The organism is Photobacterium sp. GB-72, from assembly GCF_003026095.1.
GTDB lineage: Bacteria > Pseudomonadota > Gammaproteobacteria > Enterobacterales > Vibrionaceae > Photobacterium.
Window position 1 is genome coordinate 1 of sequence record NZ_PYNV01000014.1, and the last position, 25635, is coordinate 25635.

At 41.9% G+C, this 25635-nt stretch carries 18 protein-coding genes and 2 tRNA genes; 13 read left to right on the forward strand and 7 right to left on the reverse strand.

Going from position 1 to position 25635, the window contains the following annotated elements; all coding sequences use genetic code 11:
• Positions 1-47: 47 nt before the first annotated feature.
• A tRNA-Asp gene (locus C9J40_RS15230) sits at positions 48-124 on the forward strand.
• Positions 125-669: 545 nt separating this feature from the next.
• On the opposite strand, the gene C9J40_RS15235 is transcribed toward C9J40_RS15230, so the two are convergent.
• Positions 670-2022, reverse strand: a complete 1353-nt coding sequence (locus C9J40_RS15235; RefSeq protein WP_107247345.1) for an MATE family efflux transporter — start codon at positions 2020-2022, stop codon at positions 670-672.
• A 191-nt stretch (positions 2023-2213) separates the two neighbouring features.
• On the opposite strand from C9J40_RS15235, the gene C9J40_RS15240 reads away from it, so the two are divergent.
• The 12 genes from C9J40_RS15240 (at position 2214) to C9J40_RS15295 (ending at position 16673) form a co-directional block, all read left to right on the forward strand.
• Positions 2214-4004, forward strand: coding sequence for an IucA/IucC family siderophore biosynthesis protein (locus C9J40_RS15240; RefSeq protein WP_107247346.1), 1791 nt, complete (start codon positions 2214-2216; stop codon positions 4002-4004).
• The gene (locus C9J40_RS15245; protein WP_107247347.1) at positions 3991-5721 is read left to right on the forward strand and encodes an IucA/IucC family siderophore biosynthesis protein; all 1731 of its coding nucleotides are present in this window, start codon (positions 3991-3993) and stop codon (positions 5719-5721) included. Before C9J40_RS15240 ends, C9J40_RS15245 begins: the two co-directional genes overlap by 14 nt.
• 10 nt (positions 5722-5731) lie before the next feature.
• Positions 5732-6988: an AMP-binding protein gene (locus tag C9J40_RS15250; protein WP_107247389.1), complete on the forward strand. Its 1257-nt coding sequence runs from the start codon at positions 5732-5734 to the stop codon at positions 6986-6988.
• Between the two features lie 9 nt (positions 6989-6997).
• Positions 6998-8272: a DUF6005 family protein gene (locus C9J40_RS15255; RefSeq protein ID WP_107247348.1), complete on the forward strand. Its 1275-nt coding sequence runs from the start codon at positions 6998-7000 to the stop codon at positions 8270-8272.
• Position 8273: 1 nt separating this feature from the next.
• Positions 8274-9113 (forward strand): sugar phosphate isomerase/epimerase, encoded by an 840-nt coding sequence (locus C9J40_RS15260; RefSeq protein ID WP_107247349.1) that lies wholly within the window; start codon positions 8274-8276, stop codon positions 9111-9113.
• Positions 9114-9244: 131 nt separating this feature from the next.
• Positions 9245-9952: a response regulator transcription factor gene (locus C9J40_RS15265; RefSeq protein ID WP_107205939.1), complete on the forward strand. Its 708-nt coding sequence runs from the start codon at positions 9245-9247 to the stop codon at positions 9950-9952.
• Between the two features lie 147 nt (positions 9953-10099).
• Positions 10100-12064, forward strand: a complete 1965-nt coding sequence (locus C9J40_RS15270; protein ID WP_107247350.1) for a TonB-dependent receptor domain-containing protein — start codon at positions 10100-10102, stop codon at positions 12062-12064.
• Between the two features lie 75 nt (positions 12065-12139).
• Entirely contained in the window at positions 12140-13282 is a 1143-nt protein-coding gene (locus C9J40_RS15275; RefSeq protein ID WP_233220330.1) for an ABC transporter substrate-binding protein, read from the forward strand.
• Between the two features lie 90 nt (positions 13283-13372).
• The gene (locus tag C9J40_RS15280; protein WP_107205942.1) at positions 13373-14449 is read left to right on the forward strand and encodes an iron ABC transporter permease; all 1077 of its coding nucleotides are present in this window, start codon (positions 13373-13375) and stop codon (positions 14447-14449) included.
• On the forward strand, positions 14449-15225 hold the full coding sequence (locus C9J40_RS15285) for an ABC transporter ATP-binding protein (protein WP_107247352.1): 777 nt from the start codon (positions 14449-14451) through the stop codon (positions 15223-15225). Before C9J40_RS15280 ends, C9J40_RS15285 begins: the two co-directional genes overlap by 1 nt.
• Before the next feature lie 266 nt (positions 15226-15491).
• Positions 15492-16472, forward strand: a complete 981-nt coding sequence (locus C9J40_RS15290; protein WP_005369422.1) for a sugar-binding transcriptional regulator — start codon at positions 15492-15494, stop codon at positions 16470-16472.
• Between the two features lie 106 nt (positions 16473-16578).
• Positions 16579-16673: transfer RNA gene (locus tag C9J40_RS15295), tRNA-Sec, on the forward strand.
• Between the two features lie 10 nt (positions 16674-16683).
• On the opposite strand, the gene selB is transcribed toward C9J40_RS15295, so the two are convergent.
• The 6 genes from selB to fdnG form a co-directional block, all read right to left on the reverse strand.
• The gene (gene selB / locus C9J40_RS15300; RefSeq protein ID WP_107247353.1) at positions 16684-18606 is read right to left on the reverse strand and encodes a selenocysteine-specific translation elongation factor; all 1923 of its coding nucleotides are present in this window, start codon (positions 18604-18606) and stop codon (positions 16684-16686) included.
• A gap of 23 nt (positions 18607-18629) precedes the next feature.
• Positions 18630-20099, reverse strand: a complete 1470-nt coding sequence (selA, locus tag C9J40_RS15305) for an L-seryl-tRNA(Sec) selenium transferase (protein WP_107247354.1) — start codon at positions 20097-20099, stop codon at positions 18630-18632.
• 13 nt (positions 20100-20112) lie between these two features.
• The gene (fdhE, locus tag C9J40_RS15310) at positions 20113-21003 is read right to left on the reverse strand and encodes a formate dehydrogenase accessory protein FdhE (protein ID WP_107206455.1); all 891 of its coding nucleotides are present in this window, start codon (positions 21001-21003) and stop codon (positions 20113-20115) included.
• Positions 21004-21100: 97 nt separating this feature from the next.
• On the reverse strand, positions 21101-21736 hold the full coding sequence (locus tag C9J40_RS15315; protein ID WP_005369417.1) for a formate dehydrogenase subunit gamma: 636 nt from the start codon (positions 21734-21736) through the stop codon (positions 21101-21103).
• Complete coding sequence (gene fdxH, locus C9J40_RS15320; RefSeq protein ID WP_005369414.1) at positions 21733-22608, reverse strand: formate dehydrogenase subunit beta; 876 nt, start codon at positions 22606-22608, stop codon at positions 21733-21735. Before fdxH ends, C9J40_RS15315 begins: the two co-directional genes overlap by 4 nt.
• A gap of 3 nt (positions 22609-22611) precedes the next feature.
• The gene (gene fdnG / locus C9J40_RS15325) at positions 22612-25626 is read right to left on the reverse strand and encodes a formate dehydrogenase-N subunit alpha (RefSeq protein WP_146144964.1); all 3015 of its coding nucleotides are present in this window, start codon (positions 25624-25626) and stop codon (positions 22612-22614) included.
• Positions 25627-25635 lie beyond the last annotated feature (9 nt).

Sequence of the window (25635 nt, forward strand, 5' to 3'; positions counted from 1 at the left end):
CTCTTAGCCATCCATGGCTTCGCGATATTAGAACATCCATGTTCGTCGGAGCGGTAGTTCAGTTGGTTAGAATACCGGCCTGTCACGCCGGGGGTCGCGGGTTCGAGTCCCGTCCGCTCCGCCACTTATATTAAGCCCTAGTCGAAAGACTGGGGCTTTTTTACATTTGGAATAAATGAGTTAAATGTATTTGAGTGAGTGGTAGTTCAGTTGGTTAGGCTCTTTATTGGAGGGCTTAGCGGCCTGTCACGCAGGGGGGGCGCGGGTTCGAGTCCCGCTTGAGCGCAAGCCCAGCCGTTCCGCCACTTATATTAAGCCCTAGTCGAAAGACTGGGGCTTTTTTACATTTAGAATAAATGAGTTAAATGTATTTGAGTGAGTTGGTAGTTCAGTTGGTTAGCCTCTTTATTGGAGAGCTTAGCGACCTGTCACGCCGGGGGCGCGGGTTCGAGTCCCGCTTGAGCGCAAGCCCGAACTAGGCGTCCCCACCGTTCCGCCACTTATTAAGAAGCCTCGCTAGTAATAGCGAGGTTTTTTTTCGTCTGTAGAAAGTGGAAATGATAGTGTGTAGTTAAGCTTTTATTGCGAAGCTTAGGCAAGTCCAGCACTTTCGACCACTTATTTAAGATCTCAGTAGAGCTTTTTTGTATGACTGATTATTGATAAGCATCATATAGTTACCAGCTTAGACTTGTGTTTTATACTGTGTTGGAAACGAAGGTAAAGCGTTAATGCAATAATAAAAGTGCTTAACTCTGCGATAGGTAAAGCAAAAAGAAATGGGATGCTTGGAATAAAATTTGTGAAGAGTAGAAGCAGTGATACAGGTAAAACTAACCCTCTTGATAAAGCGATAATAGATGATTGAAGAGGACAGTGCATCGCTGTGAAATAGCAAGATAGTAAGACATTTATTCCGCTAAAGATAAAACAGGGCCATATAACGCTAATGTAACTTAATGCTAATTGATAGGCGTCAGATTTTGTATTTTCAATGAAAAGCTTCGTTATTGAATCTGATCCTGACAGTGCGCTTACTATTAATAGTGTACTAATACTTATCACGGTAACGGTAGCTAAAAGCATGAATTGGTTGATGCGTGTGAAATTTTTTGCTCCATAGTTTTGGCTTACCAGTATATGAAGAGCATCGATAATGCCGTAAAACAGCATCATGCTAATAAATAACATATAGTTTGCGACGGCGAAGCCTGAGATAGCAGTATTGCCCTGCACTTTCATCAATAGCCAATGAATAGTGAAAATAACAATACCAACAGAAATTTCATTGATATATTCTGAAATCCCATTAAGTAGCCCTCTGAAGTAAGGTTTCACGCATGAATAACAGAGCTTAAATTTAATTAATCTTTGTTTCTTAGTGAAAAAAGTACAGAGCACTAATAACTGTATTATCTGTGCTATACCTGTTGCCCAAGCGGCCGATTGAATTCCCCACTGAAAATAGCCAAGAAAAAGGACATCAAGCATGATGTTAACGACAGAGCCCAAGACTAAAGCTGATGTTGCTAGCGTTGGAAAGCCATCTGCGCGTACAAAATAATATAAAACCATCGTGGTTAGTTGAATGATGAGTACGACTGATATTACTTGGAAGTAAGCTTGAGTAAGGGGGGTTAATTGTTCATCAACACCAAGAAATAAAAATAAAGTCTCATTGAAAAATAAACTAATAATCGCCATCAAGGTAGCGAATAAAAAAATAGAGATTAACGATAAGGTAAAAATACCATTAGCCTCTTTATAGTTTCCTTCTCCGATAAATTTTCCTGCAGTTACTGTCCCACCAATAGCCACCATTAGACCCAATGCAAACATGAATGTGATGTAAGGAATAAGAATATTGATAGCTGCTAAAGCTTCATAACCTAGATATTTTCCTACAAAGATCCCATCGACCAAACTTGCAGTGGTAATAGCAAGTAATGCAATGAGTGCAGGAAAAGCAAACAGGAAAAAAGTACTAATGATAGGGCCCTGAGTGACCTTGTTATACGTCATGAATTTATGTTTTATGAATGAGCTTAATGTCCATTTTGAAGCGTTTCAATCATAAGTACGAGCGTTGAAGTGCCACGTTTTGCTGCTGCATACATTTTTGTGTAACAAATGTAATCATTATTGAAATGAGAATTAATATCATTAAGAATCTTTAATTAATTTCTTATTTATCAATAAATAGTCGGTTCAACATGATGTTAACAGCAAAAAAAATAGCTGAAGTCGCTTCATTTCAGGCCCTCTTTAATTGTTACTTAAAAGAATGTAAGCAAGATTCATGGTACCGAGTTGATGCGTGGATGGAGAAAAATGAATTATGTTGTTCACCATCGTGTCAGTGGATTATTGAAATAAACTTACCTATAGAACATGTAGTTATAGCCGTTGAAGTGACTTATAAAACCATTGTTGGTCGCCATACTTTTGGTGATATCTGGTTAAAAAATAATGATGAAAATTGGTATACCATCTCTGAAAAAGAAGCTGCAATTACGCTTTTAGATTCATTTTTTGAGCAAAAGACAATGTCACTGAAAAAACAGGAACTATTGATTCGCCTGTTAGAAAGTATGTCGCTCATGGAGTATTTTTTGGCGGAAAATATGACAAAAAATGCACCGCCTTCTCGCTGTTTTATTGATGCTGAACAGAGTTTAGTTTTTGGACATTGGCAACATCCGACGCCTAAAAGTCGTCAAGGGATGCTTGATTTTCATCATCAATCTTATGCGCCTGAATTAAAAGGGGAGTTTGCACTTCATTACTTTAATGTTGCCCGCTCTTTGATTTGCCAGCGCTCAGCATTATCAATTTCAGCTGAAGAGATCATTGCTTCTTCTCTCGAAACCGCAGACTTACAAATTTCAGATGAGTTTATAGTCTTGCCTATGCATCCGCTGCAAGCGCAAAAATTATTACATGATCCTGCTATTCTGGATTTAATGACTCAGGGGCTAATTATTGATAGCGGACAGCATGGTTGTAAGTTCACCGCAACGTCCTCTGTGAGATCGCTATACAGTGCGCATTTATCTTGGATGTATAAGTTTTCGATACCTGTAAAAATTACGAATTCTCTTAGAGTAAATAAACGTCATGAACTTGATGCTGGCGTAGTTATGGCTGGGTTATATCGTAAGACGGGATTTAGTGGTGATTATCCTAGCTTTAATGTTGTGACAGATCCTGCATACGTCACCGTATTATTACCAGAGCGAGAAGAAAGTGGTTTTGAAACGATTATTCGAGAAAATCCATTTCAGGCGGATCAAGATCAGGATGTTCTTACTATTGCTGCATTGACACAAGATCCGCTGCCAAATCAAGCATCGTTATTAGCCTCTATTATTGTTGAGTTGGCAACGAAAGAGCATTGCTCTGAATCTCATGTAGCGATGCGATGGTTTGCCCGCTATTGGGATTGTGCGATAGATCCTATGATCCGTTTGTATGATGAGCATGGCATTGCGTTAGAAGCACACCAACAAAATAGCGTTATTCAATTAGAGACTGGTTATCCATCGAATTATTATTTCCGAGATAACCAAGGTTTCTATTTATCAAAAAGCTACCGCAGTTATTTAGAAGGTATGGAGCCTGAATCTAGCCGTGTTCATGACTTGTATTTTGATGATGAAATGATCTGTGAGCGATTCACTTATTATTTAATGATCAACCATCTCTTTTCGATTATTGGTCGACTAGGCGCTGATCATATTATTGATGAAGCTTTATTACTGAATTTTGTTAAGCAACGGCTCACCGCATTACATAAATCATTACTGGGTGGCGGTAAATTATTTGTCGAGCAATTACTGACAAATAAGCAATGGGCAATGAAAGCGAATTTACTGACACGTGTCCACGATGTCGATGAATTAATGGTTGAGAACGAACAGGCGATTTATTGCTACATCGATAATCCATTTATAACAGCTGATACCACAAATCAGAAAAAGGAGGTATCAGATGCCATTGCCTAATTGTCTTACGCTAGAACCTGAACAGAGAATCATTAAGCAACTTTTTGAAGCCATCATGTTTGAACAATTGGTTGAAATTGATGTTGGCTCTGAGAATGGTCACAACACGTTTACTTGGAGCATGGCGGAAAAGCATTATCACGTTCGTGGTCATATTGGCGCTTTTGGGCGTTATCGTTTAGATATTTCAACCTTAACGATTGATGGTCAGCCTCAGCTTATCTCGCAATCTTGGGAAGATATTGTTCGAGATTTGCCCGCCCTTGAGCAAGTTAAGTTATCTATTATCGAAGAGTTTAAACAAACCTCCAATTTGTGTCGCTGGAATCAAGACAATATTCCAGCTCGTGATTCACGTCGGCAGGCAAGTTTTATTGAGTTGGAAGCACAACTTGATGAAGGACATCCTTATCACCCCTCTTTTAAAGCGCGAACAGGGTTTAACTTTCTTGATCATCAATGTTATGGACCTGAAGCTGGGGAATCATTTTGTTTGCACTGGATCGCGATAAAAAGAACACATTTTCGTTCACATTTACCTGATGAGCATGATCGTTTTTGGTCAAGTGAATTAGATCAAGATCACTGGCAAACATTGAGTTTTATTTTATCTCAGCAGCAAGGTAACTGGCAGGAGTATGCTTTATTGCCTGTTCATCCTTGGCAGTGGCGTCAATTACACAAAGAAGATTTTCCATCTTTACTTGAGCAGAAAATTATTATCGATTTGGGAGAGTTAGGAGACCAATATGTTGCTTCGCAATCGGTCAGAACTTTACTCAATGTGACGAATCAAGCAAAAGCCAATATCAAATTGCCATTGAATATGGTGAACACCTCTTCTAAGCGGACCTTAGCTGGTTATTCCGTTTGCTTGGCACCAGAGATATCAACATGGCTTGAAACCATTGTTAGTCAAGATCCTGAGTTGTCAGGATTAGACATCTTAGCCGAATACGCGGGCGGGATTTATGTACCGCTTGGGAAAACGGTGGAGTGTGATCCTTTAAGTGACCAACTGGCGGTTATTTTTAGAGAAAGCCTAGAAAAAAAATTATCACCTGAGCAAACGGCGGTACCATTTAATGCGTTGATGATGGTCGAGCAAGATGGTCAGCCATTCATCGATCATTGGATTGATAAATATGGCTTAGTACCGTGGCTTTCGCAACTTATTGAGGTGGCAGTGATCCCAATTTGGCACTTATTGGTCAAGTATGGGGTGGGAACGGAGCCGCACGGACAAAACATGGTATTGGTTCACCGCAATGGTTGGCCTGAAAAGATTATTATTCGTGATTTTCATGAAAGTGTCGAATACCACTCTACGTTCCTTAGTACTGAGTTTCCAGCACCTGATTTAGCATTATTAGAACCAACCTTAGCCAAGGCACCTCTAGATATATTTTATGCCATGAGTTCGGTAGAGCTGCTGCGCGAATTAGTGATGGATACCTTATTCATTTATAACCTTGCAGAGGTTTCTCACCTTATTGAATGGCATTACGGTGGAACGGAAAGGCAGTTCTGGCAACTGGTTGAGAATAAGCTCGAACAATACAGTGCAGCGCATCCAGAGCTTGCTGATCGGATAGCTCAACTCGATTACCAATCTACTTCAATTGCAACAGAATCATTATTAGCTCGAAAATTTCAGGCTAAGAAACAAGAGTGTCACCATATCGTGTCGAATGCGCTTTCGTGCGCTTTTAAATAATAGGGATATTATGATTTACGTTAACGATGATTATATCGATAGTGCTTTTTTCTCACAGTGCTTCCAAATATTTTCAGCGCACCCTCAGTTAAAAGACTGTGCAGGAAAACGCGTTGCCGTGTGCCTACAAAATCCTGCTCAGTTGCTAGCACTTTGTTTATATTTAAAAAGAAATGGTGGTTCATTTTATCCTATTTTAGCCACGACTCCGCGTTTAGCGGCAAAGCGTTTAGCAGACAAAGCAAACTGTCATATCGTTATTTTTGATATTGAGCAGACGGGACTGACGCTAAAAAGAGAAGATAAAGATCAACAAGCGGTTTTAGTACAAACTAGCTCTGGGACAACTGGTGAGCCGAAAGTGATCACTCGTTCTTGGTTGTCTATTGATGAAGAAATTGAAAGTTATGTGACAACCTTTACAGCACCTCAGTCCATGACCCCTTTAATTGCATGTCCAATTACTCACTCTTATGGATTAATTTGTGGCGTACTTGTCGCGCTTAAGCGTGGTTTAGTGCCTGTGATCATAACCAACATTAATCCTAAATACCTATTGAGAAAATGCTTAGAGAATAGTGAGCACTTGCTTTATTCATCACCAAACTTACTGCATTCCCTCGTACAGCTCTATCCCAAACAAGAACAACTACATGCTGTGATGACGTCAGGAACGGTGCTACCGCAAGCCTGGTTTGAAGCGATAAAGGTACGAAGTCAGTATTTATTCCAGCAATACGGCTGTTCTGAAGCAGGTTGTATTACCGTCTGCGAAAATCCTGAATATGCCAATCAAATGGGCTTTCCACTTCCACATTTAAGGGTATCAGCAGGGAGTGATGTCACTTCCCCGCAAGAGATCATCGTATCCAAAAATAAGCTTGATATTAATACTCAAGATCTTGGTTTTTTTGATGAGCAAGGGCAGTTATGTTTCGTCTCCCGTAGCGATGACATGATCAATGTTTCTGGGCTGAATGTGTATCCACAAGATGTGGAAAACGTTGTGATGGAATTGGCTGAAATTACAGATGCGGTGGTGTTTAAGCGTGCCGATGAGTTATCTGGTGAGCGTGTATGTTTGCAGTTTGTGGCAGACACAATGATTGAACCAAGCCGTATTCGTCAATGGTGTGGAACGCGTTTAGCGAATCACCAGTTACCCGTTGATATAGAGCAGCGCGAGATTATCGAAAAAGCGGCAAACGGAAAGATAAATCGAAAAGCGCTTTCACAAAGTAGTGTTTCAATTGCAGCGATTGGTTAAGGAAGAAAAATGCAGCGCGAAGAGATGATCCAAGCTATCAAAAAAGTGCTTGAAGAAAATATGCAAAATAGCCATATGGCGCTTTTTAGTCCATCAGCAAAGTTGAATGAAGAGTTGTATTTAGATTCAGTGTTAATACTTCAGCTTATTTTACATTTAGAGCTCGATTTAGGATTGACCGTACCAGAGCAACATATTACAGCTGCAGATTATGCGACAGTTGCGAGCTTAGCCGATTTCCTATGCCAAGTTAACAACGACTCAGAGCTCGCACCGAAAGAGCCTGAGGTTGAATTTGAAGATGTAAAAGTACATTGCTTTGTTAGTTGTGTATGTGAAGCGTTAAAGAGCAAAGGCATTGATCATCGACCATTTTATTTTGCGGTATGGGATGCGACGTTTGATGTAAGTGAGCGCTACCAACTGCAATACCATAGTGACGACATTAATCACCAATTATTTATTGATTGGTACCAACGTTTGTTTGGTGGCGAGCTTATCGCTTGGTATGACAGTGAGAAAACCAAGCTTGCGAATTTAGCCACCATGAAAGCGTTACTTGGTAATAAATCGAACTCAGAGCACTTGATGGTGATGCTCGATCTTTATCACCTTCCTGAGCGTGAAAATAAATTTAATCAGAACCCATTTCCCCATTACGTTATGTTGACGGAAACAGAGACGCCAGAGCATTGGATGATGTGGGATCCTGACTTTCGTTGGCAAGGTGAAATTTCACAAGATCGTATTGAAAATGCTATCTCTCAGCCAACCGTTGAGGGAGGGTATATTTTTAATGAAAATGCTCTGCACGATGCGCCGTTAAATGTGGTGCAAGATTATTTCAAGCTTTGCTTTATTGAAGATAAAAACCCGCTAACAAATGCCGTTCGTGAAATTATTCAAGCTCACCTTGATGAAACGCAGGGGATTAGTTTGTCTGATCTCCCACTTTCTTTACGTGAATTAAAAGTTATCGCGGTGCGTAAATATGCCTACGAACATGGCTTTGCTTATTTTGGCAGAGCGTTAGGTCAAAGTGATGATGATTTTGAATATTGGTGTGATGTGATTGAAGAATTAATCCAGACCTATACCAGTATTCAGTATCAAGTAATGAAAATGGCAGAAACCAAAGATCTTAATTTATATACAGGTATTCAATACTTGTTGGATAAGCAAGACAGAACAGAAAAGCGTATTAAAAAAGGGTTATTTGATATGTATTCCGATTGGTGTGAATTAAACGACTTACCGTGTGATTCTGTTATGGAGGTTTGCTGATATGCAATTATCTATTTGTACTATTTCGTTTCGTCATCAATTAATGTCATTAGAACACTTAGCACAATGGGCAAGAAGCCATGATTTTCAAGGTATTGAGCTTTGGGGGGTACATGCCATAAGTCTGGAGTCACAACCTCAATATGATGCTCAATGGTTAAAGGAAATGGGACTCTCGATTTCGATGCTAAGTGATTACTTACCCTTAGTGGGGGATCCAACCGTTACTCAGCAAAAGTGTGCGCATATTTGTAAGTTAGCGAACTATTGGAACACAAATAAAATACGTACTTTTGCGGGGCATCAAGCCAGCGATAAGGTTAATAAAAATGACCGAGAAAAGCTGGTTACAAGACTACGTCATATTTGTGAATACGCGCATCACCAAGGGTTAAATGTACTTGTTGAAACCCATCCCAATACTTTAGCGGATACGACAGAATCGATTCTGCAGCTTTTAGATGAGGTTTACCATCCGGCTTTAAAAATTAATTTTGACAGCTTACATGTTTGGGAATCTGGTGCTGACATTAATTATTTTCACAATCAAATTAGTGATTATGTCGATCATTACCACTTAAAAAATATCGCTTCCCGAGAATATTTAAACGTGTTTTCACCTGATAACGTTTATTCGCCAGCAGGTAGCCGTGAAGGAATGACACCTTTATTTGAGGGGGTATTAGATTATCAACATTTTATTGATGGATTATCTCGAAATAAAAATACAACCGCATCACTTGAGTGGTTTGGTAATAATGTAAAGCAAATCTTAATAAATGACAAAAAAGCATTAGATAGGTTTGGTGAGAATATAAAACAGGCTGAATTACTGTTTTAGTTTTAATTTTTATTTAACTGATTTCGATAAATAGGCATTGATTATAAAAAAACGCTCGTATACTATCAGTTACCTAACTGATAGTGATAACTATTATCAATAAAGTGACAGATACTTAGCTAGGGATTGGCATGAATATAGATAAGGTCCATCATTCAAGAACAATCTTAATTGTGGAACCTGAGCATAATTATGGTCAGCAGTTAATTGAACTGTTTTGGCGTGAAGGTTTTGTGATCAAACGTTGCCAATCTGCACTTGAAGCTGAAAACGTTTATAAAAATGCGACAGTAGATCTTATGCTGGTCTCTAATCAATTACCTGAAATGAAAGGGTTTACGTTTTTAAAACAGTGCCGGCAAGTTTCTCACATTCCTATTGTCTTATTAGCGGATAACTATAGCGATACTGAATGCGTAAACAGTTTTTTCCATGGTGTAGATGATTACATTCCACGTAAACAGCCGATTAAGGAAGTCTTGTGTCGTGTTATTGCGATTTTAAGGCGTATTCAGCAGCGGCAATTACCGTCAAATAAAACCAAGTTATTAATTGTTGATGATTTGAAAATGGATAAGCAAAGTTTAGCGGTAAGTTATAAAGAAACCACATTATCAATGACACCAATTCAATTTAATTTACTTTGGACATTAGCTTTTCAACAAAATCAAGTATTGAGTAAAGACTATTTATACCGACAGGTATTGTCACGTGAGTTTAGCTTATATGACCGCAGTTTAGATATGCACTTAAGCCGAGTTCGACGAAAATTAGTATCGGCAGGTATGCCAGTTGAGCGGCTGAAAACGGCTCATGGCGTTGGTTACAGTTTTAGTTAATAAGGAAAAAGCTCTTATCGAAAGGTAAGGGCTTTTTTCATAGTAATTAATTAGTTGTGTGGTTGTAACAATTGTAAAAAGCATTTACATCTTAGTGCGTAGAAGCAAAATAATGATAATTATTATCATTAACAATGGAAAATTAAGATGTTGAAAGGATGCAAATTCAAGCTGCTACCGACAACGGTTGCTGTCTCAAGTGCGTTGTTTACACAAATTGCGGTTGCCGACTCAGAAGGTGAACATGAAAAAATGGTTGTAATGGGTAACCCATTACAAGCGACAGAAGTGTTTATTGATTCTGAGCAGCTTGAACGACAACAAGCCAACGATATCAATGATATTTTCCGCACAGATCCCGAAGTCAGCATTGGTGGCGGTACTGGTGTTGCTCAAAAGATTTATGTTCGTGGTTTAGAAGATAGCCAGCTAAACGTGACTATTGATGGTGCTGTTCAATCAGGCAATATTTTTCACCACCAAGGGCGTTTATCAATAGAACCAGAATTATTGAAACAAGTTGAAGTTGCGGCGGGTGCTGGACGTGCGACAGATGGTGCGGGGGCACTGGGTGGTGCGATTCGTTTTAAAACCAAAGATGCTGAAGATATGTTGCAAGGTGACGAACGTTTTGGTGGCTTAGTGAAGGCGGGCTACTATGATAATACGAAAGGATATAAAACGAGCGTCAGCGGCTATGGTTACCTTACTGACAACGTAAGCGTTGTTGCTACTATGGTGTATAGCGATTTAGGTAACTACACAGATGGCGATGGTAACGAGCAGCCGTTTACTGAAGCACAAAACAAAGTTGGCTTTATTAAACTTGTTGGTGATATCACTGATGCGCAGAAAATCACTTTAAGTTATGATCACCGCGGTGATGAAGCGTATCGTAACTTCCGACCTCACTGGGCTGAAAGTAGAAAGAATTTCCCGCTTGACCAAGAGATGAACCGAGATACTTTCACGCTGAATTACGGTTTAAATCCTGCTGATAACCCATACCTTGATCTTGATGTTACCGCATATAACACCGAAACTGAGCTAAAGCATAAGAGTCGTCCAGACGTACCTCGTGAAACAAATAATATTGCGAAAACACACAGCTATGGTGGTGATATTCGCAACACGAGTAGCTTTAACTTGTTTGCTGTTACGTATGGTGTTGATTACCGTAAAGATATAACAGATGGCACATTCTTAGCTTATAGCCCAGATACTTATGAGTTTAAAGGCACTGTTGCAGGCGTCTATGTACAGAGTGATTTCCGTATTGTTGAGCCGCTACTATTAAGTGTTGGTGGTCGTTACGATACATATAAATTAAAAGATTCTTACGGTACAGAAGTCGATCATTCAGGCTTTAGCCCTAATGTTAGCCTGAACTACAGCGTTATACCGGGTTTGAATGTTTATGCCGGTTACGCAGAAGCTTTCCGTGGCGCCCAGATCCCAGATTCATTCATGACTGATATTGAGTTAGATCCAAACCGTAAAGCAGAGCGAGCACATAATACCGAAGTGGGGGCGAGCTGGGTAAACGGCGGTCTAAATCTATCAGCAACGGCGTACATTAATAAAATTGACGATGTGGTCGGTAAGAGTGCGAAAAATCAAGGCGACTTAGAAACCAAAGGTTTCACTGCGCGTGCTGGCTACACCTTCAATGATTTAAGTATGTCATTAAGCTTCAATCACTCTCTCTCGGATCTTGATGGTCAACGTTTAATTGATGAGAACTTTGGTATTGGTACCTCGACAGGTGATACATGGGTTGCGGATATTAATTACTATGTATTTGATAACTTGTTAATTGGTTATACAGGTCGCTATGTTGCTCGTCTTGATGATGCAGTAGAAGTGGTTGAAATCTATAAAGGTGAAGAGTACGTCACTAACTACAGTGAAAAGCCAGGTTATGCCGTTCATGATATTTACAGCCAGTGGCAACCATTATCGGGTGAAGAGTTAACACTCTCTCTGGCAGTTAAAAATCTCTTTGATAAAGATTATCGTGATCATGCTAGCTACGGTGATGTAAACGCTATTGCGAGTGCACCACGCGAGCCGGGTCGTGATATCCGCTTTAATGTTGCGTATGCCTTTTAAATAAATGAACAAGGAGGGACGTCTGTCTCTCCTTTTTTCGTTTAAGGCTAGGTGAATGTGATCAAAGGGAAAGTTATGCCGCAATTTCTATCAATAAAAAATCGTCTTATTGCTCTGCTCAGTGTTTGCTTGGTTTTATGTAGTACTCACAGTGTAGCGAAAAGCATTACTGTAACGGATTTAGCTGGGCGAGAAGTCGTAATATCTCAACCTGCGGAAAGATTACTGTTAAGTGAAAGTCGCTATATTCCCGCGTTAGCGATTTTAGAAGGCGATCAAGTGTTATCTCGTATTGTCGGTATGATGGGAGACATGAAGTTAGTCGATCCTGATTCTTATCAACAATATCAAACCGCATTTCCTGACATCGATAATATTCCTCTGTTTGGTAAAGGCGCAACGGAGAGTTTTAGTTTAGAAACCGCATTAGCGCTTAAAGCGGATGTGGCTTTTTTAGGTGTCGAAGGTCATGGGCCTAATGCGCGAAATAGCGAAATTATTGAAATTTTAGAGCGTGCGGGTGTAACGGTCGTCTTTATCGATTTTCGCAAAGATCCGGTGAAAAATACCTTACGCAGCCTAGAAGTTATGGGCAAAGTACTGGGTCGAGAAGCGCAAGCGAAAAGCTATATTCAATTTTATAACCAAGAATTAGATAAGGTGAAGCAAGGTCTTGCTACGGTAAAACCTGAAGATGTTCCGACAGTCTTTCTTCATAGTCGTGTAGGTGTTAACGGTGAATGTTGTGAGACCATGGCTCGGGGTATGGTTGCTCAAATGCTTGATTTTATTGGGGTGAAGAATATGGCACAGCCACTACTTCCGGGATCTGTGGGCGTATTAAATCAAGAGTATTTATTAACGCATCAGCCTGACATTTATATTGGTACTGCTGTTGGCTCAACCCAGACTCAAAAAGAAGCACCGCAATATATTGTTCTTGGTACCAGTATTAGTGCCAAAGTAGCACACCAGTCTTTGGCTGCCATTACTCAACGACCGCCACTTAATCAATTAACCGCAGTGAAAAATAAACGGGCTTATTCTATCTGGCACCATTTTTATAATACGCCGCTCAATATTGTTGCTATTCAGACGTTTGCTAAATGGGCCTACCCCAAAAAGTTTGCTGAGCTATCACCACAAAAAACATTAGAAACACTATATCGTGATTATCAGCCAGTGCCTCTTAATGGTACCTATTGGATGGCGTTATAAATTAAATATTAGTGTTGTTTTAATTAATTCAATGAGCCGGATGACGTCACTGTTATCCGGTTTTTGGCTTTGTAAGATAAAGGAAATATCATGAAATTAGCCACATTAAGTGTTGATGAAAACCATCAAACAACCAGTTTGTCACAGCGTTATCGGCGCTTTGTGATTAAACGAATTCTCTTGTTAAGTATGATGGCGATAGCACTTGTCATTGCATGGGTTATTGATACTGCAACCGGCCCTTCTCAAATTGGCTTAAACCATATTTTTTCCGCGCTCTTTCAGCCTGAAGTACTCGATCCCGTCCAACAAGTGATTATTTTTGATGTCAGGATCCCTTACGCTTTAATGGCCATTGTTGTTGGTGCGGCATTAGGGTTAGCGGGGGCTGAAATGCAAACCTCTTTAAATAATCCGTTAGCGAGTCCGTTTACCTTAGGCATTGGTGCGGCTGCAACATTAGGCGCGGCGGTTGCTATCTTATTTGATTGGTCATGGTTACCGTTTCGCTTTGACTACATTTTGCCTTTGTTTGCTTTTGCTTTTGCGCTTTTAGCATCACTTTTGGTGGTGGTGTTATCACGAAGCCAAGGCGCATCGGTTAATACCGTGATCTTGTTTGGTATTTCACTCTTTTTTGCCCTTAACGCCTTAGTCAGTTTATTAATGTTTGTCGCAGACAGTAATGCTTTACAACAGATAGTGTTTTGGACCATGGGCAGTTTGGTGCGAGCAAATAACGAAAAAGTGTTGATTGTCGCACTTGTCTTTGCGGTGTGTTTCCCGCTTTCTATGCGTCAAGCATGGGCGATGACAGCGATTCGCTCGGGAGAAGATCAAGCAAGAAGTATCGGTATTCGCGTAGAGCGCATGCGCTTAATGGTGTTGTTGAGAGTGAGCTTATTAACGGCTGTCGCTGTGGCGTTTGTGGGGGAAATTGGCTTTGTTGGGTTAGTCGGTCCTCATATAACAAGAATGTTATTAGGCGAAGATCATCGCTTTTTTCTTCCGGGGAGTGCCATTGCCGGTGCATTGTTGTTATCGCTGGCTTCCATCGCGAGTAAAAGCTTGATCCCTGGAGTGATTTTACCAATTGGAATCGTAACATCATTAATTGGTATCCCATTCTTCATGAGCCTTATTTTATCGAGTAAAGGGAAGTTGTAATGTCATTAAATATTAATAGCCTCACAACGGGGTATGGTCAGCAAAAGATCATTGAGCAACTTTCTGTTGAGCCGATCCAAAATGGTGAGTTGGTGGCGGTACTCGGCCCTAATGGAGTAGGTAAATCGACATTGCTCAAAGCGATAGCGCGATTACAAAAATATCAAGGTGATGTGTCTCTTGATGGCGAAATATTAAGTCAGTTAGCCCTTAGCGAAAGTGCCAGAAGAATCGGTTACTTGCCACAAACACTGCCTCAGGCAACTAGCCTTGTTGCTTATGAAATTGTATTTAGTGCTTGTCGCGCGGTAAAACCCGAACTGAGTAAAAGTTATATTGAGCAAATCATTGAAAAAACATTTTCCCAATTAGGAATAACCCATTTAGCACTTAAACAGCTAGCACAAATGTCAGGTGGGCAGCGACAGATGATCGGATTAGCGCAAGTGCTGATTCGAGAGCCTCGATTATTATTACTTGATGAGCCAACCAGTGCGTTAGATCTGCATTGGCAAATTAGTGTGCTTCAGGCTGTAAAACAAAATTTGGCGCACACTGGAGGCATGGGTCTTGTCGCGATCCATGACATAAATTTAGCCTTACGTTTTTGCGATAAAGTGTTGGTCCTCAGCCCTGATGGAGTAGTCGTTATGGGCAAAGGAGAGCAAGTGTTAACAGCAGAGGTATTACGTAACGCTTATGGTGTCAAAGGGCGAGTGGAGCAGTGTTCGCAAGGTTATCCGATAGTACTGGTGGATGAAGCGATGAGTGCGTAATGAATTGTGTGCAGCCTTTTTAGTTTTTGGTATATTTAAGGTAAAAAGCTGTACGTGATATTAAGTGTTTATATATCAGCCTGTTATATGTGGTGTTGGGAGTTGGCCTATAGTGGTAAAAAACACGTTCACTTTTGTGCTGTTTTTATGAGTGAAAGCTGTACACGTCTAAATGTGAGAGTTTAGTCAGTATTGCTTTGTTCTGCTCAGTGATAGAATAAACCGATAATATAAATAAATCGGTTATCCACACAAAGGGCACAAAAATGAGCATAAGCAGTACTGACAGTAACCATGTAGACAGTGATTTACTTACCGAGATCGCTATTGCTTATTATCAGGATGGTGCTACTCAAGAAGAGATCTCTCAGCGCTTTGGTATGTCTCGCGCTAAAGTCGGTCGTTTACTTCGTCGTGCGCGTGATGAAGGGGTAGTGGAAATTACCGTTAAATATCACCCTGTTTTTAGTGAAAAATTAGAACAGCAATTGATTGAGCGTTTTAACTTAAAACGCGCATTGGTTGCACTCGATCAGCCTGATGACGAAACCCAACGTCAGCAAGTGGCAAGTCTGGTTTCGAGCTACCTAACGACGACATTAACTGATGATATGGTGGTTGCGGTTGGGCAAGGACGTAATATCGCGTCTATTGCTAATCATGTTGGTGTTGTGCCGCATCGTAAATGTCGATTTGTTTCTGGTATTGGTGGTACACACCGTTCAGGCAATGCCATTAATGCCGATCACATTTGTCGCCAATTGGCGAAAAAATATGATGGTATTAGTGAAACCTTGTATGCCCCCGCTTATGTTGACGACATCATAGTGAAAGAAGCATTTATGAAAAATGGCACGGTAAAAGAAACCTTAGATCGTGCTCGTCGTGCTGATTTAGCGTTGGTTGGCGTAGGCGATATGAATGAAAATAGCCATATGGTGAAGTTAGGTTGGTTTACACCACAAGAAATTGTTGAAGCGCGAATTCGTAAAGGTGTGGTCGGTGATATTGCGGGCTATGACTTTTTTGATAGCCATGGAAAACAAGCTGATACCATGATGAGCGATCGTGTTATTGGTTTAACCATGGAAGAATTACGAAATATTCCAACTGTTGTGGTAACGGCAGCAGAAAATAGTAAAGCCTTAGCACTCTTAGGCGCACTGCGTTCTGGGGTTGTTGATGTATTAGCAACCAGTGTAAGTAACGCGCTCACTATTTTAAATTTAGATCAGCAAATGAAGTAGCTTGATATTTAATCAGTTGTTCTTAAAAAACAACTGCTATCCCTGAAATTGAGCGATAGCAGTTGATAACTATACCTTTAACACATAAAATACGTCACACAAATGAGGAAGAACGGCGTATCCGGTGATGCGTCCGGATTTCAAATCCGGGTAGGGCTGCCAGCAGTCCTGGGTAGGTTCGACTCCTATGTTCTTCCGCCACTTCATTTGTTTATCCTTTTAGTAAACCTTCATCTCGCAGTTCGCGATAGTTAAATTTCCTTTTTGTAAAACCAATCTTATCGAAATACTCCAAGATCTGAATGGCGACTTTTCGTCCTAGTAGACTAATCGTTCTAAACTCTGCTGTTTCCAGTTTTTGATGGTGTTCAATATGTTCACGGACACGATTAGCAATCGAGATCAAATAGTCGTGGCTTACATAGCGATCTTTAACAATCGCAGAGATATAGCCCAGTTGTGCCAATTTATAGCTTAGAGCACGCAATTCGTCTTCATCAAAATCACATTCATTGGCGAGATCGCGCACCCACCAAGGGGTTGAACTTTGCTGCATGATTTGGGCAATGCGCTGCCAGCTTTTTTGTTCAAGCTCTGTGAGTTGTAGCTGGTGGCTGGCAAGGTGTAACCAACCACGAGTATTGATAATGCTTTGCTGGGCTAATAACTGAGCCAACAGCTCATTAAAAATAGCTGCAGGTTGGTTGAGTGCTGCAATGCGATAAAGACGATCTTTACCTAAGCCGATGTGGTCATTTTCTTGTTGATGGTATAACGCGAGTTTTTCAATCATGTTCTGCTGTAGTTGTACTTGATAGGCAGAAGTACAAAGGAAATCACCGTACTGGGTAATATCATTTTCAACATGACTACCTGCGACTTGTTCTATGTGTTGACTTTGATGCTGCCACGTTAACTCACTGATAGATTGTGGTTTATTGGCAAGTTTAAAGGCAATAATATCTTTAAGGGAATCAAGTTCTACACGTTGGGTTAAATAAGCTAAACGCTCTGGCTTTCGCTTGCCACGATTAGGTGGTAGCAAATCAATGACGACGCCACTACCAAGGTTCGTTTTTAAAGCGGGATCGCGCAGTAATAGGCGATCTTGCTCTGCTAAACATAATGGACTATCGAAGGTAATCTCAGCCAGTACATGCTCGCCTGCCTTCGCCTTATCTGTTTCAAGTAGCGCAATACGACCCGTGGTATGGGCTGCGGCATGGAAAACTTGTACTGCTTGCCAGTGTTTAATATCGGTATTGGCAGCCAGTGTAATCGTTACGCGATTGCTCACGGCATCGGGCACAATATTGACTAACCAGTCGCCACGGCTAAGCTCGTCCTTATCAATGTCACCAACGATATTCATCGCTACACGCTGGTTTGCTGTTGCCGTTTGCGCTGTATTTCCTTGGGCGTGTAAACCTTTTATACGGACAGTTTTTGCCTGTGTTTGACCTTGCTTAAGTTTGTTATGGCTAACAAAATGCAGGCTATCACCGACCTTTATGCTGCCACTTAATGCCGTCCCAGTAACAACCAATCCTGCCCCTTTTACGTGAAAAGCACGATCAATGGCAAGACGAAAGCCTAAATCATTTTGTTGCTGTTTTTCATTGTCAGTTAAAGCGATTAAGTGAGCTTTAAGTACATCAATACCATCACCAGTAAACGCGGAGCAATGAAATATTGTTGGCTCGGTAAAACCTTGCTGAAATAAGAGTTGAGTGAGTTGTGCTTCTAACTGCTGTTGTTGCTCTAAAGTAGTGAGATCTGATTTGGTGATCACCACTGTTAGGCTATCCATCGCCAATAAACGCAAAATGGCTAAATGCTCATAGCTTTGCGCCATCATGCCTTCATCACCTGCGACAATCAGCATCGCATGATGGGCTGTACCGACACCGGCGAGCATGTTGGAAAGAAACTTCTCGTGACCCGGTACATCAATAAATCCGAGGGTTTCTTGTTGTTGCGTTTGCTGTGAGTGATAGGTCATAAACGCATACCCTAAATCAATGGTTAGCCCACGTTTTTGCTCTTCTGGTAAGCGATCAGCATTGGTGCCTGTTAGGGCTTGAAGTAAATGGGTTTTACCATGATCAACATGGCCAGCGGTGGCAATTATCATAAAGTGGCGTTATTAGTTCTTTGTTATTCGTGATTAGCATTAGAAAGTGAAAGTTGAGCAAGCTGAGTCATGAAATCTTGTTCATGACTGATCCCACGTAAACATAACCACAGTTTGTCATGGTGAATACGACCGATAATTGGGATCTCACCGCTTGCTAAAAGATCCGCAAGATCATTAAGCGTGTAGGATGTTTGATTATTGTTAACACTGAAACATAACGCGACAGATTCAAGTTGTTCGGTGGGTAGCGCACCACTGCCTATTTGCCCCATTGAAGGCATCACCGTTACTGTAAAGTACTGACCAACCAATTGCTGACAGTAAGGCACTAGACGTTCCCCCAAATCTGTCAGCGTATCAAGGCTGCGAGTTAGCATCGACAGCGTAGGGAGATCGCAAGGTAAACGCTCTGGATGACGGTATAAATTCAATGTTGCTTCAAGCGCTGCTAAGGTCATCTTGTCACAGCGAAGTGCACGTTTAAGTGGGTGATGTTGCAGCTGTTCAATGAGTTCAGATTTCCCAGCAATGATCCCAGCTTGTGGTCCACCGAGTAATTTATCGCCAGAAAAGCTCACTAAATCAATGCCATCTTGCAGCATCTTTTGTGGCATCGGCTCGCTTGGTAGTCCGTATTGGGCTAAATCGATTAATGACCCACTGCCTAAATCGCTGATCACTGGTACTTGCATTGTGCGTCCCAACGCACAGAGTTCAGCTTCAGATACCGCGCTGGTAAAGCCTTGGATCATGTAGTTACTGGTGTGTACTTTCATCAGTAACGCGGTATTTTCATTAATCGCTTGTTGATAGTCTTTCAAGTGAGTGCGATTCGTGGCACCGACTTCAACGAGCTGACACCCTGCTTGTCGCATGACATCTGGAATGCGAAATGAGCCACCAATTTCAACTAACTCACCACGCGATACAATGACTTCTTTTCCACTGGCAAGGCTGGCTAGCATTAACAGTACCGCAGCGGCATTGTTATTTACTAAGCACGCATCTTCACAACCAATGAGCTGTTGCAGTTGTTCACTGATGGCTTGATCGCGGTGGCCTCGTTTACCTTGCTGGAGAGAATACTCTAAAGTCGAAGGGAAACGCATCACCTCTGTCACCGCTTTTATTGCAGCTTCTGCTTGCAGCGAACGACCTAAATTGGTGTGTAAGATAGTACCGGTTAAGTTAAAAACACGACGTTGCCCTTGATGTTGTAAAGGCAGGGTCGATTGCGCGAGATGATGAGAAAACAGATTTATACGTGCAAGTTTCTGTTGCGATAGTGCCAGCCCGTCGCACTCATTAAGTGTCAGCCACTGAGGTAATTGTTGTTGATCTCGAATTGTCTCGCGGGCTTGATCTAATAATTGACGAACAAGCGTAGTGATGTGCTCTTTACCAAATTGATGGATCAAAGGCTGTTGTAATTCGTGATTTAAAATCAGATCAACACTGGGTAAGTGGGCATAGAGTGCTTGGGCTGTCATATCGCTCTCAGTATTACTGTATTAGTGGTAAAAAGAATGGGTTAAATCCATTACGGTATAATTCGTTTTGGTTTAGCTTATGATCTAACACTAATGTCGCAAGATCGTCTGCGATAGGATCAAGGTTTGGTTGCTTTTCTAAAAATAAAATCTTGAGGTAGCTATTACAGTGACCGCAAGTTTCAGCACGTACCGCATCTTCAAGGGTTTCACTTTGTAGATGAATATTTTCACCATCCGCACATTGAGTACATTCAGCACGAAGACGATGCCATTCTGTTTCACATTGGCTGCAATGCAAGTAACGGTGGCCACTGCCTTTAATCAAACTTGCCACTGGCGCACCACCACAAAGAGGGCAGAAATGCTGTTTTACATTGGGCTCGGGTTGCCACTCTAGTGCCGTGGTTTTTACAAGTAGGCTGGTGAATGTATTAATACAAGCCCATAGCAAAATAGCAAGATCAGCAGGTACACGCTCAGGCTGGTTATGCTGAAGTGCGGTGAAGTAATGGTGTAGGGTGTCGCTATCAAGATCTTGAAGTGAATCGATCACTTTTACGATGTCGTCAGATGCAACTAAACGTAATGAGGTGGTTAATTGCGCTAACATGGCTTCTAAGATTGGAAACCAAGCTTGATCTAAAGATAGCGGCCAAGTTAAAGCATTTTCTGATACGAAGTTAGCAACAGGTTGGGCAAAGTCTTCGGCCAATCGCGCTTGTTGTTGAACAATTTGTCCGGCTAATAGTAGGTAATCTGCCATGAAAGAGTCTTTAGCCAGTGCACGTAAACGCTCGGCACGAGCTGAAAAAATGGTTGCAGGATCACCAATAATTAACGGAGTAAAGCCATCACTTTTTTGTTTTATAATGGTATTTTTATCTAGAATTTTAACGCTCATGCTGTTTTCCAATGACAAGAATACCAACCAAAGTAAACCTTGGTTGGTATAAAAAGGTAAAGCGGTAAGTGCAGGCTTACCGCTTTTAATCATGTTGTTAGTGTTGGTTTTTGCCGCTAGTTAGCGAACGTAGCCAACGAGGGTGGTGTTTTTTCGCCCAAGCAGGAGAAACCTTCCCTTCTAACATGCCATCGATAGAGCCTTCTACCCAGTACGCCATGTAAGCATGGATAATCAGGCTAAGAGCAAAAACAATGGCTGTGATTGAGTGAACAATCAGTGCAATGCGAACGACATCAATGCTGAAGTAAGCCGCAAAGTAGGCACGCCATGCAATCAAACCGGTAACAAGAAGGATCAGACCACAAGCAATAAATTGACGTAGGATCATTTTTTGACCTGCGTTGTATTGTCCTGCTTCTGGTACGTTTTCTTCGTTCTCGGTTAAGACGTCTTTAACTTTTAGCATCCACTGGAGATCACCTTTTTCAAAGTGGTTATGGCTCCAGTAGCGTGCAACTAAAAACGCAAGTCCGATTGTCATCACAATTGCGCCGAATGGGTGCAAAATACGTGCAAGTTGCGGTGAACCGTAGACATAGCTAAGGAAGTGCAATGGTGCGAACATAAAAGATAAACCAGACAATAGAGTCCAGATACCCGTTAGTGCTACCGTCCAGTGCACAACGCGATCTAAAGGCTTATGACGTAAAATTGTTTTATTCAAACTCATTTTTCATCTCCTTCTTCTTCCGCAACACGGCTGCGACCAACAGTCACACGGTGAATCGCTGCCAACGCAAGCGTACCCACTAAACCTGCTGCTGCAAGTGGCTTCACATCGTCTTTCCACAATTTCACTGTTTCGCTGATCTTTGGATCTTTTGGCAGATCGTAACGTTCAGGATCAGTAATATCGTGCAACACATAAATCACGTGTGTGCCGCCCACACCAGCTGGGTTGTAAATACCCGCGTTCTTGTGACCTTTGGCTTGCAGTGCTGCCACTCGTTGGTTAGCGTATTCAAGAATTTCTTCTCGCTCACCAAAACGTAGTGCACCTGTAGGACAGGTTTTTGCACATGAAGGCACTTGACCTGCCTGTAGGCGATCAAGACACAAAGTACACTTGTAAACACGGTTATCGACTGGGTTCATGCGTGGAATATCAAACGGACAACCAGCAATACAGTAGCCACAACCGACACACTTTTCAGAGTTAAAATCGACAACACCGTTTTCGTATTGCACGATAGCATCAGGCTCTGGACAGGCTTTTAAACAGCCAGGATCAGAACAGTGCATACAGCTGTGTTTGCTGAATAACCATTTGAACTTGTTATCTTCTTCAATTTCTTTGAAGTGGATAGTGGTCCATGTTTCAGCGGTTGTATTTGGCGGATTTTGGTAGGTACCTTCAAAGGTACCTACTTTGCCGCGCAAGTTGTTCCATTCGCTACACGCATCCATACAGCCTTTACAGCCAGTACAGCACGTTACATCGATAAGCTTTGTTACCTGAATTTGGCGTTTACGCGCATCAGGTGAAGGCGTTAGCGATGATGTCGCAGAACTACGAATAATATTCTGTGATTCCATACCCATGGCTTACTTCACCTTTTCCACGTTAACCAAGAATGCCTTGTACTCTGGCGTTTGTGAGTTAGCATCACCCACACATGGCGATAGCGCATTTGCTAAGTAGCCAGGTTTGGTGTCGCCTTCATAACCCCAGTGAATAGGAATACCCACAGTGTGAACGGCTTGGCCATTAACATGCAGTGGTGTAATACGCTTAGACACATACGCTTTTGCTTCAATGAAGCCACGCTTAGAGGTTACGCGAACCATGTCAGCATTCTTAATGCCACGCTCTTTTGCCAAGCCTTCGCCAATCTCAACAAATTGTTCTGGTTGTAGAACAGCGTTGAAGTGAGAGTGACTTGTCCACGTATGGAAGTGCTCCGTTAAGCGGTAAGTCGTACCCACAAATGGGAACTGCTCTTTTTGACCAAGCTGTGCAAGATCGTCTTTGAAAATACGTGCCGCTGGGTTTGATACCACATTCTTATGTAATGGGTTGGTACCAATGGGTGTTTCAAACGGTTCGTAGTGTTCAGGGAACGGACCTTCAGCCATTTTATCTAATGCAAATAGACGACCAACGCCTTCTGGTTGCATGATAAATGGACCCGCATTGCTTGATGGTGGAAGCTTAGCGTTAAAGTCAGGCACATCAGGGCCAACCCATTTGCTACCATTCCATTCAACTAGCGTGCGTGACTTATCCCAAGGTGTGCCGTCAGGACGTGTTGATGCACGGTTGTACAGAACACGACGGTTAGCAGGCCAAGACCATGCCCAGTTTGGTGCTAAACCTAAACCAGATGGATCGCTGTTATCACGACGTGCAGTTTGGTTACCCGAAGGAGTCCAACTACCGGTGTACAGCCAACAACCTGCTGTAGTAGAACCATCAGCTTTTAGTTGAGCAAAGCTAGATAGCTGGTTGCCGTTAGCATCTTTACCGTTAAGTTCTTGTGCTAATTCTTTAGTGTTTGGCGCATCAGGAATGGCGTAGTTCCAATCTAGCGATAGGATTGGATCTGGGTATGTACCACCATGTTGTTGGTACATATTACGCATCTTCATGAAGATACCCGCTAAGATCTCAGCATCACCTTTCGCTTCTCCCGGCATATCTGCCGCTTTCCAGTGCCACTGTAACCAGCGCGCTGAACTTACGATGGTGCCATCTTCTTCAGCAAAACATGCACAAGGTAAACGGAATACTTCCGTTTGGATATTCTTGGTATCCACTTCGTTTACGTTTGGTTTGTTCTGCCAGAACGTTGATGTTTCTGTCGCTAGTGGATCGATAACCACTAAGTATTTCAACTTAGATAACGCATCCAATGTTTTTTGCTTGTTGGACATAGAGCCAACAGGGTTAAAACCTTGACAGATGTAACCGTTCATTTCGCCTTTCTTCATCATGTCGAAGACGCGAAGCATGTCGTAACCCTGATCCCACTTCGGCATCATGTCGTAACCAAAGTTATTTTCTGCGGTTGCATTTTTACCGTAGAACGACTTCAGTAATGATACGAAGAAAGACGGGTAGTGTTGCCAGTAGTTAGTTTGATCTGCTTCAAGTGCCACTGGTGTGTGGTGCTTAAGGTGAGTGGCAAGATCGACATCTTTATCAGATGGCAGTTTCAAGTAACCCGGCAGATTTTGTGCTAACAAACCAAGGTCAGTAATACCTTGGATATTTGAGTGACCACGTAGGGCGTTAACACCGCCGCCAGCCATACCCATGTTACCTAGAAGTAACTGGATCATTGCCATACAACGGATGTTTTCAGCGCCTTTTGAGTGCTGAGTCCAACCAGTTGCGTACAAAATAGTGGCAACACGGTTATCGGCAGCAGTGCTACCTAGCGCCTTACATACGTGTTCAAACATATCAACAGGCGTACCTGTAATGTTTGAAACTACATCAGGTGTGTAGCGAGATACGTGCTCTTTCAGTAAGTTCCATACACAGCGAGGATGTTGTAGGGATTCATCCTTCATTGCGTAGCCGTTATCGTCTAGCTTGTAGAACCAGCTACTACGATCGTACTGACGTTTCTCTGCGTCATAACCTGAGAACAGACCATCATGGAATGCGTAATCATCACGTACGATAAAGCTAGCGTTAGTGTAGGCTTTTACATATTCGTGATTTACTTGGCTGCTTGCGATCAGGTAACGAATAGCACCTAATAGGAAGGCAATATCAGCACCAGAACGGATTGGTGCATAGTGATCAGCCACTGCTGCAGTACGCGTGAAACGTGGATCAACCACAATGATTTCAGCGTTATTGGTTTTTTGAGCTTCAATTGCCCAGCGGAAGCCTACAGGGTGTGCTTCTGCTGCGTTGCCGCCCATTACAAGGATTACGTTGGCATTTTTAATGTCAACCCAGTTGTTGGTCATCGCACCGCGGCCAAATGTTGGAGCAAGACTTGCTACCGTTGGGCCGTGTCAAATACGCGCTTGAGTGTCAACTGGAACCATGCCCAAACCACGGGCAAATTTTTGTGTTAACCAACCATTTTCGTTGCTTTCTGCCGAAGCACATAGCATACCTGTGGTTAGCCAGCGGTTAACTGTGGTGCCTTGCTCATTTGTTTTAACAAGGTTTTCATCACGGTCTTGCTTCATTAACTTGGCAATACGAGTGAATGCTTCATCCCATGAAATACGTTGCCATTTGTCTGAACCAGGTGCGCGATATTCGGGGAATTTCAAACGTTGTTCGCTGTTAACAAAACCAGCTAGACCCGCACCTTTTGGACATAATGCACCACGACTTACTGGATGATCGGGATCACCTTCAACGTGGAATACCTTTTGTTTGATATTACCGTTTGCTGCACCAGTACTGTAAAGTAAAGTTCCGCAACCAACAGAACAGTAAGAACACGTATTACGCGTTTCTTTTGCTGCTGTTAATTTAAATTCTCGAGCTTGCGCCCAAGCTTTTTGCGGTATTGTGGCAAGGGAGGCAATAGATGTCGTAGCGACAGCTCCCGCGCACAATTTAAATAATTGACGTCTACTTATATTCAAAGTCAACTC

Bases quoted from the DNA above. Each gene is read 5' to 3' on its own strand.
- C9J40_RS15285 (WP_107247352.1), top strand. From the start codon at position 14,449: ATGTCATTAAATATTAATAGCCTCACAACGGGGTATGGTCAGCAAAAG.
- C9J40_RS15315 (WP_005369417.1), bottom strand. From the start codon at position 21,736: ATGAGTTTGAATAAAACAATTTTACGTCATAAGCCTTTAGATCGCGTT.
- fdxH (WP_005369414.1), bottom strand. From the start codon at position 22,608: ATGGGTATGGAATCACAGAATATTATTCGTAGTTCTGCGACATCATCG.
- C9J40_RS15260 (WP_107247349.1), top strand. From the start codon at position 8,274: ATGCAATTATCTATTTGTACTATTTCGTTTCGTCATCAATTAATGTCA.
- fdhE (WP_107206455.1), bottom strand. From the start codon at position 21,003: ATGAGCGTTAAAATTCTAGATAAAAATACCATTATAAAACAAAAAAGT.
- C9J40_RS15265 (WP_107205939.1), top strand. From the start codon at position 9,245: ATGAATATAGATAAGGTCCATCATTCAAGAACAATCTTAATTGTGGAA.
- C9J40_RS15250 (WP_107247389.1), top strand. From the start codon at position 5,732: ATGATTTACGTTAACGATGATTATATCGATAGTGCTTTTTTCTCACAG.
- C9J40_RS15270 (WP_107247350.1), top strand. From the start codon at position 10,100: ATGTTGAAAGGATGCAAATTCAAGCTGCTACCGACAACGGTTGCTGTC.
- C9J40_RS15240 (WP_107247346.1), top strand. From the start codon at position 2,214: ATGATGTTAACAGCAAAAAAAATAGCTGAAGTCGCTTCATTTCAGGCC.
- C9J40_RS15255 (WP_107247348.1), top strand. From the start codon at position 6,998: ATGCAGCGCGAAGAGATGATCCAAGCTATCAAAAAAGTGCTTGAAGAA.
- C9J40_RS15290 (WP_005369422.1), top strand. From the start codon at position 15,492: ATGAGCATAAGCAGTACTGACAGTAACCATGTAGACAGTGATTTACTT.
- selA (WP_107247354.1), bottom strand. From the start codon at position 20,099: ATGACAGCCCAAGCACTCTATGCCCACTTACCCAGTGTTGATCTGATT.
- selB (WP_107247353.1), bottom strand. From the start codon at position 18,606: ATGATAATTGCCACCGCTGGCCATGTTGATCATGGTAAAACCCATTTA.
- C9J40_RS15280 (WP_107205942.1), top strand. From the start codon at position 13,373: ATGAAATTAGCCACATTAAGTGTTGATGAAAACCATCAAACAACCAGT.
- C9J40_RS15275 (WP_233220330.1), top strand. From the start codon at position 12,140: ATGCCGCAATTTCTATCAATAAAAAATCGTCTTATTGCTCTGCTCAGT.
- C9J40_RS15235 (WP_107247345.1), bottom strand. From the start codon at position 2,022: ATGACGTATAACAAGGTCACTCAGGGCCCTATCATTAGTACTTTTTTC.
- C9J40_RS15245 (WP_107247347.1), top strand. From the start codon at position 3,991: ATGCCATTGCCTAATTGTCTTACGCTAGAACCTGAACAGAGAATCATT.